The sequence below is a fragment of the Streptomyces sp. NBC_00878 genome (assembly GCF_026341515.1).
Lineage (GTDB): Bacteria > Actinomycetota > Actinomycetes > Streptomycetales > Streptomycetaceae > Streptomyces.
Window position 1 is genome coordinate 8,939,591 of the sequence record NZ_JAPEOK010000001.1, and the last position, 14,459, is coordinate 8,954,049.

The 14,459-nt window shown below is 70.7% G+C and carries 12 protein-coding genes and 1 pseudogene; 11 read left to right on the forward strand and 2 right to left on the reverse strand.

Translation table 11 applies throughout. The features are described 5' to 3' along the window. Nucleotides 1–35: 35 nt before the first annotated feature. Nucleotides 36–1,085, reverse strand: coding sequence for a serine hydrolase (locus tag OHA11_RS38770; RefSeq protein WP_266504448.1), 1,050 nt, complete (start codon nt 1,083–1,085; stop codon nt 36–38). Nucleotides 1,086–1,257: 172 nt separating this feature from the next. Here OHA11_RS38770 and OHA11_RS38775 point away from each other — a divergent pair, with 172 nt between their 5' ends. Continuing rightward, nucleotides 1,258–1,989 carry an SseB family protein gene (locus OHA11_RS38775; RefSeq protein WP_266504451.1) on the forward strand — a complete coding sequence of 244 codons (732 nt, stop codon included), beginning with the start codon at nt 1,258–1,260 and terminating at the stop codon, nt 1,987–1,989. A gap of 67 nt (nt 1,990–2,056) precedes the next feature. Here the strand turns inward: OHA11_RS38775 and OHA11_RS38780 are convergent, their stop codons facing one another. After that, nucleotides 2,057–2,413, reverse strand: coding sequence for a DUF1844 domain-containing protein (locus OHA11_RS38780; protein ID WP_266504452.1), 357 nt, complete (start codon nt 2,411–2,413; stop codon nt 2,057–2,059). A gap of 421 nt (nt 2,414–2,834) precedes the next feature. Between OHA11_RS38780 and infC the strand changes: the two are divergent. The 10 genes and pseudogenes from infC (at nt 2,835) to OHA11_RS38830 (ending at nt 14,438) form a co-directional block, all read left to right on the forward strand. Further along, nucleotides 2,835–3,537: pseudogene (infC, locus tag OHA11_RS38785) on the forward strand (translation initiation factor IF-3). Nucleotides 3,538–3,668: 131 nt separating this feature from the next. Next, entirely contained in the window at nt 3,669–3,863 is a 195-nt protein-coding gene (gene rpmI / locus OHA11_RS38790) for a 50S ribosomal protein L35 (protein ID WP_003947156.1), read from the forward strand. A 110-nt stretch (nt 3,864–3,973) separates the two neighbouring features. Then, nucleotides 3,974–4,357, forward strand: a complete 384-nt coding sequence (gene rplT, locus OHA11_RS38795; RefSeq protein WP_266504458.1) for a 50S ribosomal protein L20 — start codon at nt 3,974–3,976, stop codon at nt 4,355–4,357. Between the two features lie 257 nt (nt 4,358–4,614). Beyond that, nucleotides 4,615–5,457: an RNA methyltransferase gene (locus OHA11_RS38800; protein WP_266504461.1), complete on the forward strand. Its 843-nt coding sequence runs from the start codon at nt 4,615–4,617 to the stop codon at nt 5,455–5,457. Between the two features lie 79 nt (nt 5,458–5,536). Further along, entirely contained in the window at nt 5,537–6,682 is a 1,146-nt protein-coding gene (locus tag OHA11_RS38805; RefSeq protein ID WP_266504463.1) for an ATP-binding protein, read from the forward strand. A 168-nt stretch (nt 6,683–6,850) separates the two neighbouring features. Further along, the gene (gene pheS / locus OHA11_RS38810; protein WP_266504465.1) at nt 6,851–7,999 is read left to right on the forward strand and encodes a phenylalanine--tRNA ligase subunit alpha; all 1,149 of its coding nucleotides are present in this window, start codon (nt 6,851–6,853) and stop codon (nt 7,997–7,999) included. After that, entirely contained in the window at nt 7,999–10,500 is a 2,502-nt protein-coding gene (pheT, locus tag OHA11_RS38815) for a phenylalanine--tRNA ligase subunit beta (RefSeq protein WP_266504470.1), read from the forward strand. Before pheS ends, pheT begins: the two co-directional genes overlap by 1 nt. A gap of 426 nt (nt 10,501–10,926) precedes the next feature. Continuing rightward, nucleotides 10,927–11,946: a PP2C family protein-serine/threonine phosphatase gene (locus OHA11_RS38820; RefSeq protein ID WP_266507755.1), complete on the forward strand. Its 1,020-nt coding sequence runs from the start codon at nt 10,927–10,929 to the stop codon at nt 11,944–11,946. A 361-nt stretch (nt 11,947–12,307) separates the two neighbouring features. Further along, entirely contained in the window at nt 12,308–13,648 is a 1,341-nt protein-coding gene (locus tag OHA11_RS38825) for a transcriptional regulator (RefSeq protein ID WP_266504473.1), read from the forward strand. 244 nt (nt 13,649–13,892) lie between these two features. Further along, nucleotides 13,893–14,438: an NUDIX hydrolase gene (locus OHA11_RS38830; protein WP_266504476.1), complete on the forward strand. Its 546-nt coding sequence runs from the start codon at nt 13,893–13,895 to the stop codon at nt 14,436–14,438. Nucleotides 14,439–14,459 lie beyond the last annotated feature (21 nt).

Genomic DNA, 14,459 nt, shown 5'->3' on the forward strand with positions numbered 1-14,459 from the left:
GGCCAGTCCAAACCAACCCGCGCATACCCACAAACTCAGGCTCCCTCAAAGCAGGCCACCGCGGCCTTCGCCGCCGCCTCCACCAGCGAAATCCCCTTCGCCTTCGTCGAGTTGCCGTCGGACAACACCGCCACCAGAAACCCGCGACCGCCCACGCTCACCCGCCCCACGCTGTTGATGTCCCACAGCCCGGTCGCGCTCCGCGGCAACCACCCGTTCTTCAGGGCGAGTTGATCGGCGCCCGCGGCCGACACCCCCCAGTCCTGTCCCGCGGCGATCTCCCCCATGAGCCCGGCCAGATATGCCCGGGAGTCCTCACTCAACTCCGACCTCTCTCCGAACACCTGCCGCAACAAGGTGAGTTGATCGGCGGCCGTGGTCTGCGTCAGCCCCCACAGCGCACCGTCCCCGCCCTCGGTGTCCACCAGCCCGAACCGCTTGTTCGCCGCCCGCAACCCCTCCGCCTGCCCGATCGCCGACCACAACGCGGTCGCCGACGCGTTGTCACTGATCCGGATCATCGCGGCGGCGTACGTCCGTTCCTGCGCGGTGAGCCCCCGGCCCGCGTCCTGCGCCCGCAACAGCAGCGCGGCCAGAATGTCGACCTTCACGATGCTCGCGGTGTCGAAGGCCCCGTCCCCGTACACCGCACTCTCACCGGACGAGACATCCAGCACCGCCACCGACACCGCCGCCCCGCCCTCGACGGCCACGGACTCCATCGCCTCGGCGAGCAGGGCGTCCCGGTCCACCACGGGATCGGGAGTGGGCGTGGGAGTGGAGGTGGGCGTGGGCGTGGGCGTGGAACTGGCCTTGGGCGTGGGCGCAGGTATGGACGCAGCCACGGGCGCCGCCGCAGGTTCCACCGTCGTCTCCCTCGTGGCCGTCGCCTCGGACGCGGTCACCCACGCACCGGGCGACACCGAGGACGATACGAGCACGTCGGCCTCGCGCGCCTGTGCCTTCACGTACACGGTCCCCGGGGAGGTGGCGCCCACAAGGACGACGGAGGCGACCGAGGCGTACACGAGAGGCCTGCGGCGGGACGTACGGTCACTGCGCAGACGTGCACTGTGAGGGAACATGCCGCGATCGTGGGCCCCGGCACTGTGCGCTCGATTAGCCGGATGTTAGAAGCGTGTCAGCGATCCCTGAGAAACTCGTGAATCCCGTGAACGACGGGTTTCCGAGCGGCACAAAGCGCGCGATCGGCCCACCGGACGGGGCACCCGCGCCCCACCGATAGGGTCGGTGCCCGTGGCGAACAAGAACATCCCCGACCCCGGCTTCTCCGACGACGACGGCTCCGCCGACCCCCGGCTGAGCGCGGCGCTCACGGCCTGGGCCGAGGACCGGTCCGCACACGGCCCCGTCCTCGCGGCGCTCAAGGAGGCCCGGCTCCTCGTCCCCGTCGTCGCCGTGCTCGGCGAGGTCGAGGAGGACGAGAAGGGGCTGCGCCGCGAGAAGACCAGCGACATGGCCGTCCCCACCCTCAAGGCAGGGAACAGGACCGCCCTGCCCGCCTTCACGTCCACCGAGTCGCTGGCCCGCTGGGACCCCGAGGCCCGCCCTGTCGCCGTACCCCTGCACCAGGCCCTCCAGGCCGCCGCCCACGAGAAGGCCGACACGGTCGTACTCGACCTCGCGGGCCCCGTCCCGTACGAGCTGACGGGCCCGGCCCTGCTGGCGCTCGCCGAGGGGCGTACGTCGACGGATCCACTGGCCGATCCCGCCGTGGTCGCCGCGGTACGCGCCGCGGTCGCCGACGAGCCCCTGGTGCTCAGTGCCCACCTCGGCCCCGGCCAGGCCGACGGCACCCTCGCCCTCGTACTGGACCCGTCCGCCGCCCCGGCCGAGACCGCCCGGGCCGTCGCCCAGCGCCTCGCCGCCGACGAAACACTGAGGGCCCGCCTGGTACGCGGCCTCGACCTGGCACTCCTGCCGGCCGGGGCGACGCCACCGGGCGAGCCCTTGTACGTACGCGGGTAAGGCCCACATACGGCGGTAATAGCAACGAACAGAAGCAACAGAAGAAGCAGAAGGAACGACGGACGGGTCAGCCGAAGATCGGGCCCGTGTACTTCTCGCCCGGGCCCTGGCCCGGCTCGTCCGGGACGATCGACGCCTCGCGGAACGCCAGCTGCAGCGACTTCAGGCCGTCGCGCAGCGGGGCCGCGTGGAAGGAGCTGATCTCGGTCGCGCTCGCGTCGAGCAGCCCGGCCAGCGCGTGCACCAGCTTGCGCGCCTCGTCGAGGTCTTTGTACTTGTCGCCCTCCTCGGTCAGACCGAGCTTCACGGCGGCGGCGCTCATCAGGTTGACGGCGACCGTCACGAGGACCTCGACCGCGGGGACCTCGGCGATGTCGCGGGTCATGGCGTCGAAGTCGGGGGACTCAGCAGGGGTCTCACTCATGCCCCACACGATAGGCCCCGGTTCGTCGAGGCCCGTCCGCGGGAGCCAGGGAGCAGCCTGGGGCAGCCGGGGGAGGCAGCTCGGGAGCAGCCCGGGAACAGTGCGTGCACGCCGATTCGCACCACCCCGGGGGAGCTGCTAACCTTGTGTTACGACCGGTCGGACACTCCTGTGCCCGGCCCGCAAGTGGAGGCTCCGAACTCCCACCCGACCATCCTCACGGACGGCGGGTCACCCGGTCAGGCGGCCACCATCGTTCCGTACGGACGATGGAGTCGCTGGATATGCGCCCCGCGGGCCACCGCGGCGGTGCTCCGGTCATTCTTGGAGCCACCGCCTGTGTCCCGTCCGGGGCATTTTTCATGCGCCGAGGTGGTTGGTCCAGTGAAACAGACGTACGCGAGCTGTCTGCCAGGCAGCCGTGTGGTGCTATCCGAGGAGGATCCATCAGCACCGAGCCCCGCATCAACGACCGGATTCGCGTTCCCGAGGTGCGACTTGTCGGTCCCAGTGGCGAGCAGGTAGGGATTGTTCCGCTTGCCAAGGCCCTGGAGCTTGCGCAGGAGTACGACCTCGACCTGGTCGAGGTGGCGGCGAGCGCTCGTCCGCCCGTCTGCAAGCTCATGGACTACGGGAAGTTCAAGTACGAGTCGGCCATGAAGGCCCGTGAGGCGCGCAAGAATCAGGCGCACACGGTCATCAAGGAAATGAAGCTCCGGCCGAAGATCGACCCGCACGACTACGACACCAAAAAGGGTCACGTAGTCCGGTTCCTCAAGCAGGGCGACAAGGTCAAGATCACGATTATGTTCCGTGGTCGCGAGCAGTCCCGGCCGGAGCTCGGCTACCGACTGCTGCAGCGTCTCGCTTCGGACGTCGAGGACCTCGGGTTCGTCGAGTCGAACCCGAAGCAGGACGGCCGAAACATGATCATGGTTCTCGGCCCGCACAAGAAGAAGACCGAGGCGATGGCCGAGGCCCGTGAGGCTCAGGCGGCACGCAAGGCGGAGGCGAAGGCCAACCCGGGCAAGTCGCAGAACCACACGGGCGACGACATCCCCGACGGGGAGGTCGCCGACGCCGAGATCGCCGAGGCCCCGGCCGAGGCATCCGCCGAGGCCTGATCCCGGGACGCGAGTCCCAAGGGGGTTTCCGGACGCGAGTCCGGGGACGTCAACCGATACACATGACGTTCCGTTGTGCCCGGTTTCACGACCGGGCACAGGAGCGCCACCGACGAGGAGAGAACGGCGCTATGCCGAAGAACAAGTCGCACAGCGGTGCCAGCAAGCGCTTCAAGATCACCGGCTCCGGCAAGGTGCTCCGTGAGCGCGCCGGCAAGCGCCACCTGCTCGAGCACAAGTCGTCGCGCCTGACGCGCCGCCTCACCGGCAACGCCGAGATGGCCCCGGGCGACGCCAAGAAGATCAAGAAGCTTCTCGGCAAGTGACGTACCGGCGCCTGATCGTTCGATCGCCGCGCGCCGTACGCCAGGACCGGGACCCCATCGATTTCGGGCCGTGTGAGTCCCACCACGGCCCCGCTACAAGGAGTTAACAAGTGGCACGCGTCAAGCGGGCAGTCAACGCCCACAAGAAGCGCCGGGCAATCCTCGAAGCCGCCAGCGGCTACCGCGGTCAGCGTTCGCGCCTGTACCGCAAGGCCAAGGAGCAGGTCACCCACTCCCTGGTCTACAACTACAACGACCGCAAGAAGCGCAAGGGCGACTTCCGTCGGCTGTGGATCCAGCGCATCAACGCCGCTGCCCGCGCCAACGGCATCACCTACAACCGCTTCATCCAGGGTCTGAACGCGGCCAACATCGAGGTCGACCGCAAGATCCTCGCGGAGCTGGCCGTCAACGACGCCAACGCGTTCGCCGCGCTCGTCGAGGTCGCGCAGAAGGCGCTGCCGTCGGACGTCAACGCGCCCAAGGCTGCGTGACGCTCGCGCTGGCCTTGGCCGGAACCGCTGTGGACCCGCTCGCCTTTCGGCTTGCGGGTCCACTTGTGTTTTCCTCCGCTGCGCGTGGGGCCGGCCGTTTCGGCACCGCCGGCCTCCGCCGCCGTGGCTGAACGCCGCCGCGGCGGAAACAGGGCCCGGCTCCGCGGATCCAGCGGAACCAGTTGCCCAGGACTGCGAAGCCCAGACCCGCGAAGCAGCGGAATGACGTGCCCCACCCGTGAACCAAAGGTGAACCCATGCCTGTCGGCCCCGAGCTGATCTCCCCCCGTTCCGCGCGTGTTTCCGCCGCCCGGCGGCTCGCGAGGCGGAACTTCCGGGGGAAGGAGCGGCTGTTCCTCGCGGAGGGGCCGCAGGCCGTGCGGGAGGCCGCCGGGCACCGGGGGGACGGCGGCGAGACGCTGGTCGAGCTGTTCGTGACGCCGGACGCCGCCGAGCGGTACGCCGACATCGTGGGGGAGGCCCGGGACGCCGGAGCCCGGGTGCACCTCGCCGACGAGGACGTGATCGCGGACATCTCGACGACCGTCACCCCGCAGGGACTCGTCGGGATCTGCCGGTTCCTGGACACGCCGTTCGAGGAGATCCTCAAGGCCGAGCCGAGGCTGGTCGCCGTACTCGCGAACGTCCGGGACCCCGGGAACGCCGGCACCGTCCTGCGCTGCGCCGACGCCGCGGGCGCCGACGCCGTCGTCCTCACCGACGCGTCCGTCGACCTCTACAACCCCAAGTCCGTGCGCGCGTCGGTCGGTTCACTGTTCCATCTGCCCGTCGCGGTCGGCGTACCCGTGGAGCACGCGGTGCGGGGGCTCAAGGACGTCGGGGTACGGATCCTCGCCGCCGACGGAGCGGGCGAGGACGACCTCGACGACGAGCTCGACAAGGGCACCATGAGCGGGCCCACGGCCTGGGTCTTCGGGAACGAGGCGTGGGGGCTCCCGGAGGAGACGCGCGCGCTGGCGGACGCCGTCGTGCGCGTACCCATTCACGGCAGGGCCGAGAGCTTGAACCTCGCGACGGCGGCCGCCGTATGTCTCTACGCGTCGGCTCGTGCGCAGCGTGCCCGCCGTGCTGGTTCCTGAGGGGGTCCGTTCCGTCACTCCCAGCTAGTAGGGTGACGGGCTCGGGGGCCCTGCGCCAGACGAGAGGTGGGGTACGGGGATGAGCGTCGGCACGGGCGGTGCGAAGAGCGCACTGCGGGCACATGACGTGCGGAGCGCGCCCGCGTCCCGGCACGCTGATCTCACCGAACTCGGCATCGACCCCGACGAACTGCCCGACGGACTCGTGATCGCCGACGAGCGCGGCCGGGTGATCTGCTTCAACGCCGCTGCCGCCCGCATCACCGCCACGTCCGCCGCCGACGCTCTCGGCCGGCATCTGGAGTGGGCACTGCCGTTAGAGGACCTCGAAGGCCGCCGCTGGTGGCAGCTGACCGATCCGTACGGCGGCCTGGCGATCCGGGTCGGGCAGCCCGAGCGCAATCTGCTGCTCCCCGGGGGCCGGGAGGTCCTGGTCTCGGCGCGGTACGTGCGAGTGCGGCCCACCGGCCCGATCCGCCGGGTCGTCGTCTCCCTCCGCGACACCGAGGCCCGCCGCCGCACCGAGCGCAGTCACGCCGAGCTGATCGCCACGGTCGCCCACGAGCTCCGCTCGCCGCTCACCTCCGTGAAGGGCTTCACCGCGACGCTGCTCGCCAAGTGGGAGCGGTTCACGGACGACCAGAAGAAGCTGATGCTGGAGACGGTGGACGCGGACGCCAACCGGGTCACCCGGCTCATCGCCGAGCTCCTCGACATCTCGCGCATCGACTCCGGGCGCCTCGAACTGCGCCGTCAGCCCGTCGACATAGGTGCCGCCGTCGGCCGGCACATCCAGGCGTACGTCGCCTCCGGCCAGTCCGCCGACCGCTTCCTGCTGCGCATCGGCCAGCCCCTGCCCGATCTGTGGGCCGACCCCGACAAGGTCGACCAGGTGCTGAGCAACCTGCTGGAAAATGCGGTGCGGCACGGCGAGGGAACCGTCACCATCGACGTAGAGCCCGCGCCGTCACTCCGCGAAGGAGAGGACGCCTGCACGTCGGTCACGGTGAGCGACGAAGGCCCCGGCATCCCGGAGGAGTCCATGAACCGCGTCTTCACCCGCTTCTGGCGGGGCAGCAAGCGCGGCGGCACCGGCCTAGGCCTCTACATCGTCAAGGGCATCGTCGAAGCCCACGGCGGCACCATCACGGTCGGCCGCGCCGCCGAGGGCGGCGCACAGTTCCGATTTACGTTGCCCGTGGGCACCCCGGCGTACCTGCAGTAACGCCGAAGAGGCCCCACGGGCGCATTCGCACACCTCACCCCCGTTAGACTCGGCCTTTGGCACCTTTGCGTCCCCTTTTCAGGGACAGGGCGTCTCGTTTTCAGAGACAGGGCGTCCCGCGAGTCGCGACGGGGACCGTTGGCCAACCAATCGGAAGCACGGGAAGAGATGTCGGCACCGAACAAGTCGTACGACCCTGTTGAGGTCGAGGCACTGAAACCGGAAGAGATCGAGCGCATGCGGGACGAGGCGCTCGCCGCCTTCGCCGCCGCCGGTGACCTCGACGCGCTCCAGGAGGCCAAGGTCGCCCACACCGGCGGCGCCTCGCCGCTGGCCCTCGCCAACCGCGAGATCGGCGCCCTGCCCCCGCACGCCAAGGCCGCGGCCGGCAAGCTGGTCGGCCAGGCCCGCGGCGCGGTGAACAAGGCGCTCGCCGCCCGCCAGGCCGAACTGGAGGCCGAGCGCGACGCACGCGTGCTCGTCGAGGAGGCCGTGGACGTCACGCTGCCCTACGACCGCGTACCGTCCGGCGCCCGGCACCCGCTGACCACCATGATGGAGCGGGTCGCGGACGTCTTCGTGTCCATGGGATACGAGATCGCCGAGGGCCCCGAGGTCGAGGCGGAGTGGTTCAACTTCGACGCCCTGAACTTCGGCCCGGACCACCCGGCCCGGCAGATGCAGGACACCTTCTTCGTACAGGGTCCCAAGGGCGCCAACGGTTCCAAGGGCGCCGACAGCGACGGCGAGTCCGGTGTCGTGCTCCGTACGCACACCTCGCCCGTGCAGGCCCGCGCGCTCCTCGACCGGGAGCCGCCCGTCTACGTCGTGTGCCCCGGCCGCGTCTACCGCACCGACGAGCTGGACGCCACGCACACGCCGGTCTTCCACCAGATCGAGCTGCTCGCCGTCGACGAGGGCCTGACCATGGCCGACCTCAAGGGCACCCTGGACCACATGGTCCAGTCGCTCTTCGGTGCGGACATGAAGACCCGGCTGCGCCCGAACTACTTCCCCTTCACCGAGCCGTCCGCCGAGATGGACATGCTCTGCTACGTCTGCAAGGGCGAGTCCGTCGGCAACCCCGACCGCTCCTGCCGCACCTGCTCCAGCGAGGGCTGGATCGAGCTGGGCGGCTGCGGCATGGTCAACCCGCGCGTGCTGACCGCGTGCGGTGTGGACCCCGAGAAGTACAGCGGATTCGCCTTCGGGTTCGGCATCGAGCGGATGCTGATGTTCCGCCACAACGTCGAAGACATGCGAGACATGGTCGAGGGTGACGTCCGGTTCACCCGGCCGTTCGGGATGGAGATCTGATGCGGGTCCCGCTTTCCTGGCTGCGGGAGTACGTCGACCTCCCCGCCACCGAGACCGGCCGCGATGTGCAGGCCAAGCTCGTTTCCGCCGGCCTGGAGGTCGAGAGGGTCGAGCAGCTCGGCGCTGACCTCAAGGGGCCGCTCGTCGTCGGCCGGGTGCTGACCATCGAGGAGCTGGAGGGCTTCAAGAAGCCCATCCGCTTCTGCACGGTCGACGTCGGTACGGCCAATGGCACCGGTGAGCCGCAGGAGATCGTCTGCGGCGCCCGCAACTTCGCCGCCGGCGACAAGGTCGTCGTGGTCCTGCCCGGCGCCGTGCTGCCCGGCAACTTCGCGATCGCCGCGCGCAAGACGTACGGCAAGACCTCGCACGGCATGATCTGCTCCGGCGACGAGCTGGGCATGGGCGACGACGGCAGCGGCGGCATCATCGTCCTGCCGCCCGAGCACGAGGTCGGCACCGACGCCGTCGAGCTGCTCGAACTCGTCGACGAGGTCCTCGACATCGCCGTCACGCCCGACCGGGGCTACGCGCTCTCGATGCGCGGCGTCGCCCGCGAGGCCGCCACCGCCTACGGGCTGCCGCTGCGCGACCCGGCGCTGCTCGACGTACCGGGTCCGAACGCGTTCGGCTACCCCGTGCAGGTCTCCGACCCGCAGGGCTGCGACCGCTTCACCGCGCGCACCATCACCGGTCTGTCGCCCGAGGCGCACTCCCCGATCTGGCTGCGGCGGCGCCTCCAGAAGGCGGGCATGCGCCCGATCTCGCTGGCCGTCGACATCACCAACTACGTGATGCTGGAGCTGGGGCAGCCCCTGCACGCGTACGACCGTTCCCGTGTCCAGGGCGCGATCGGTGTGCGCCGGGCCGAGCCGGGCGAGAAGCTCACCACCCTCGACGGCGCCAAGCGCACGCTGGACGCCGAGGACCTGGTGATCACCGACGAACGCGGGCCGATCGGCCTGGCCGGTGTCATGGGCGGTGCCCACACCGAGATCGACGACACCGAGGGCACCACCACCGAGGTCGTCGTCGAGGCCGCGCACTTCGACCCGATCTCCATCGCGCGCACGGCCCGCCGCCACAAGCTGGCCTCCGAGGCGTCCAAGCGCTTCGAGCGGGGCGTCGACCCGGAGGCCGCGTCCGCCGCGGCCCAGCGCACGGTCGACCTCCTCGTCCTGCTCGCGGGCGGCACCGCCGACGCCGGCGTCACCGAGGTCATCGCGCCCTCCGCGCCGCGCACCATCACCATCCCGGCGAACCACCCGGACAAGGTCGCGGGCGTCGACTACGGCCGCGAGACCGTCGTACGCCGTCTTCAGCAGGTCGGCTGCGACGTCTACGGGACGGACGAGCTGATCGTCACCGTCCCGTCCTGGCGGCCCGACCTGACGGACCCGAACGACCTGGCCGAAGAGGTCATCCGTCTTGAGGGCTACGAGAACCTGCCCTCGACCCTGCCGAAGCCCCCGGCGGGCCTCGGCCTCACCGACCGGCAGCGGCTGCACCGCCGGGTCGGCCGCGCGCTGGCCGGCGCGGGTTATGTCGAGGCGCTGAACTACCCGTTCATCGGCGAGCACGTCTTCGACCAGCTCGGCCTGGCCGCGGACGACCCGAAGCGCCGGGTCGTCAAGCTGGTCAACCCGCTCTCCGACGAGGAGCCCGCACTCCGTACGACGCTGCTGCCGGGCCTTCTTCAGGCCCTGCGCCGCAACGACGGGCGGGGCTCGCACGACCTGGCGCTCTTCGAGACGGGCCTGGTCTTCCACCCGCAGGACGAACTGCGCGTCGCGGTGCGCCTGCCCGTCGACCGCCGTCCCACGGACGAGGAGATCGCGTCCCTCACCGACGCGCTCCCCGTCCAGCCCCGGCACGCCGCCGTCGTCCTCGCGGGCGCCCGTGAGCAGGCCGGCTGGTGGGGCAAGGGCCGCCCGGCCGACTGGGCCGACGCCGTCGAGGCCGCGCGCGCCCTCGCCCACGAGGCGGGGACCGAACTCCTCGTACGCCAGGGCCAGTACGGGCCGTGGCACCCGGGCCGCTGCGCCGAGCTCGCCGTAGTCGTCGACGGTGCCGAGCGGGTCATCGGGTACGCGGGCGAGCTGCACCCCCGTGTCCTCAAGGCCCTGGGGCTGCCCGCGCGCACCTGTGCGATGGAGCTGAACCTGGACGTGCTGGAGGCGGCGAGTGCGGGCGTTCCGCAGGGTCCGCATGTCTCGACCTTCCCCGTCGCCACGCAGGACGTCGCGCTGGTCGTCTCCCAGGACGTGCCGGCGGCCGACGTCGAGGCCGCGCTCCGCGAGGGGGCGGGTGAACTGCTGGAGTCCATCCGGCTGTTCGACGTCTACGCGGGTGAGCAGCTCGGCGAGGGGCAGAAGTCGCTGGCGTACGCGCTGCGGTTCCGCGCGGACGATCGCACGTTGACCGTGGACGAGGCCTCCGCGGCGCGTGACGCTGCCGTTGCCCTCGCGGGTGAGCGTGCGGGGGCCGTTCTTCGGAGCTAGCTCTCTGTAAGTGGTGCCGGGGAACTGCGGGTTGATGGCTTGCTGCGGATGCGTCGTGGCTTGTCGCGCAGTTCCCCGCGCCCCTTTCGGGGCGCTGTTCGTGTCACCTCACTCATTTGGGTGACAAGTGTGGGCGATCCGGGCCGATCGGGGCAGGCGGTCGACAGAATCGACCCGGCCGAACAGGCCGGTGCCTGCGCTGAACAGGGCCTTAGGGGGGCCATCGGCATGATCCATACCAAGGGTGGGGCTCCTCGCCGGGCCGGGCCCCGGGTGAGCCACCGGACACGATGGCGGAAAACCGTTGACCGGACGCTCGGTCGCGCGTCGGCCGGCAGGCTGGGCCACGTCCAGGCCCGTCGGCTGGGCCGTACCGGGGCCCGACGGCTCGGCCGGGACCAGCAGCGGCTGCGGCGGGCGCTCGACATGGGGCTGCCCACCGTGTGGGGCGCGGCGGCGGTCACGTACAAGCTCGCCTGTCCACTCGCCCAACAGGACGGGCTCGGTGCCCGGATCGTCACCTGCGCTGTCTTCTTCGCCGTCGGTACGGGGCTGATGCTGCACGTCAGGCGAGGGCTGCTGCGGGAGCTCCGGCAGGTCCGCAGGGTCGCGGGCGCCGCACAGAGCGCCCTTCTGCGCCCCCTGCCACCGCGCATCGACGGGCTGAACGTCGCCGCGGCCCAGCTCTCCGCGGACCGCGAGGCCGCCGTCGGGGGCGACCTGTACGAGGTGATCGGCACCGAGCACGGTGTACGGATAGTGATGGGCGACGTCCGCGGACACGGGCTCGCCGCCATCGGTACCGTCGCCGCGTTGCTCGGCAGCTTCCGCGAGGCCGTCCACGACGAGGCCGAACTCCCGGGCGTACTGCGGAGGCTGGAGCGCGCCATGGCCCGGCATCTGCGGGAGCGGGCGAGGGCCGAGCACCCCTCGTCCGGGCGCGAACCCGACAGTCCGGTCGCCGAGGAGTTCGTCACCGTGCTGCTCCTGGAGATCGGCCGCGACGGTGAGATGCGTGCCGTCAACTGCGGTCACCCGCGGCCGTATCTGCTGCGCGGCCACACCGGACCGGCCGGTGTACGAGGACAGGTGGAGCACCTCGCCGTCGGAGACCCCCTGCCTCCCCTCGGGTCCTTCCCCCTCCCCGCCGAACTGCCCGTCGTCCGCTGCGGGCAACTCCTGCCCGGCGAGACGCTGTTCCTGCACACCGACGGTGTAGAGGACGTCCGCGACGACCGCGGCCGGTTCTTTCCCCTCACAACCGCGCTCACCGAGGCCGCCGGCACCCAGCCGGTCTCGCCCCAGGCCGTACTCCGCACGGTCTTCACCCAACTCCTGTGCCACGCGGGCGGGTTGCCGACGGACGACGTGGCCGTACTGGTCCTGCGCAACGATCGAGCAAGAGTGCGGCTCACAACAGCGCCCCATAGGGGCGCGGGGCTGTGACATTGTGCGGCTCCGCCGCGCGGGCGCGACCAGCCACGACTGACCGGCAGCCAACAAACAGCTCGCAGTTACCCCGCACAACCGGCGGAGCCAAGGCGCGGGGCGACCCGGCGGAGCCGTCCGCCCCGCCACGGAGTGTCGGGCAGGCAGCTGGGCGGACGGCGCGAATCGGGCCGCCGCACTGTACGAGGGGGAGCCGGCGGCCCGGCCGGCCTCTTGCGAGGCATTTCAGTCAACCGGGCGGCAACTCTCCGCAACAGCGCGCGCACTGCCCGGATTCGGGCACTCCGATCACACCCCGTGTGAAGAGGGAGGCGCTACGTTAAACAGCACCGTCCGCACCCAGCCACGGGATGGCATCATGCAGCCCAACACTCTGCTCGACGCGATCCTCGACGAGGCCGGGATCTCGCACGCGGGACTCGCCGCCCATGTGAACCAGGCGGGCCGGGCACGTGGTCTCGCTCTCCGTTACGAACACACGGCCGTGGCACGGTGGTTGAAGGGGCAGCGGCCGCGCGGGCAGGTGCCCGACCTGATCTGCGAGGTGCTCGCCGGCCGGCTCCAACGACACGTCACACTCGACGACATCGGCCTCGGTGTGCCCGGCGAACCGGCCGCCCCGCACGGCACGACGCTCTCCGGTTTCGTGGAGCGCGCCACCGCCCTGTGGCGCTCCGACGAACAGCAGCGCCCGCACATCCTCGGCGCCCCCGCCGTCACCGGCACACCCGCCGTGATGCCCGTGTGGGAGTGGGAGAACCCGCCCGAGGACGTGGATGTCTCGCGCGGCGGCCGGCACCAGGTGAGCATGTCCGACATCGAGATGCTGCGCGCCGCCCGTGCCCACTACGAGCAGATGTACCGCAAGGCCGGTGGCGTGGCGACCCGTACCCGCATCGTCGGCTTCCTCAACTCCGAGACCGCGCCGCTCCTCAGAGGCAGCTACACCGACGCCACCGGCCGCCAGCTCCACCGGGCCACCGGCGGCCTGGTCGCGGTCGCGGGCATCTGCGCGTACGACTCCGACGCGCACGGTCTGGCCCAGAGGTACTTCCACCAGGCGCTCAGGCTCGCGAAGGCCAGCGGGGACAGGGGACTTGGCGCCTACGTCATCGCGCTCCTCGTCAACCAGGCGCTGTTCATGCGCGAGCACCGGCAGGCCGTCGCCTTCGCGGAGGCCGCGCTGCGCGCCGCGGGCCGGCACATCACTCCGGCGCTCGCGTCGGACCTCTACGCGATGCAGGCCAAGGCGTACGCACACCTCGGCGACGGCAGCAGCGCGCTGTCCTGCATCCGGCGTGCCGAACAGGCCGCCGAGCGTATCCGGCGTGGACACGAACCCGACGAGACCGGCTATGTCCAGCCCGGACTCGTCAACGTACAGGTGGCGGAGGCACTCCTGAGCCTCGGCGACCTGTCCGCCGCGCGGGAGCACGCCGCGGCGGCCGTGGACAATCCGGCGCACGACCGGGGCAGGGTGCACCGGCTCGCCATGCTCAGCCAGATCGAACTGCGGCAGGGCAACGCCGACAAGGCGGTGGTCACCGCGGTCGAAATGGCGGAGCGGGCGCGGGGGATGGAGTCCCAGCGGCTGCGCGACAGACTGCGGGCGGTACGCGAACACCTGGTGGCCAACGGCTGCGCGGGCACCTCCGAAGCCGCTGAACTCATCGACGGAGCACTGCGCGTACCGCTCTAGAAAGAGCCTGTGGGGGAACCCGGGGAAGAGCCTCGGGAGAGTCCCGGGGACAACCCGGGAAAGAGTCCCGGGGACCGCACGGGAACCTCACTGGAAGCCGCCCCGACCACCGCCGGGAGCCCGAGCCTCCCCGCGGTGAGCACCTCCGCGCCTACCGCTGCGCTGCGAGCAGCCCGCTGTGAGCCTGCTGTGCGGACGCTCCTGCTGCCATATTGCCAGCTACTCGGCGGAAGGTGGCAGAACCGTGCAGTGGACGAAACTGAACGAACAAACTGTGTACGCAAACCGCTGGTTCAGCGTCAATCTCGCAGATGTCGAACTGCCGGACGGGCAACACCTCGATCACTTCTTAATACGGCTACGGCCTGTGGCCGTGGCCACTGTGGTGAATGAGGCGAACGAGGTGCTGCTGCTCTGGCGGCACCGCTTCATCACCGACAGCTGGGGATGGGAGCTTCCCGCGGGTGTCGTCGAGGACGGCGAGGACATCGCCGTCGCGGCGGCCCGCGAACTGGAGGAGGAGACCGGGTGGCGACCGGGACCCCTGCGCCATCTGATGAGCGTCGAGCCCTCCAACGGGCTCACCGACGCACGGCACCACATCTACTGGGCCGACGAAGGCGCCTACATCGGGCATCCCGTGGACGACTTCGAGTCGGACCGTCGGGAGTGGGTTCCCCTCAAGCTCGTCCCCGACATGGTCGCCCGCGGCGAGGTCCCGGCCGCCAACATGGCAGCCGCGCTGCTCCTCTTGCACCATCTGAGGCTCGGGCAGGACGCTCTGCCCTGATCTCTCCCCCCGGCGTCCTGG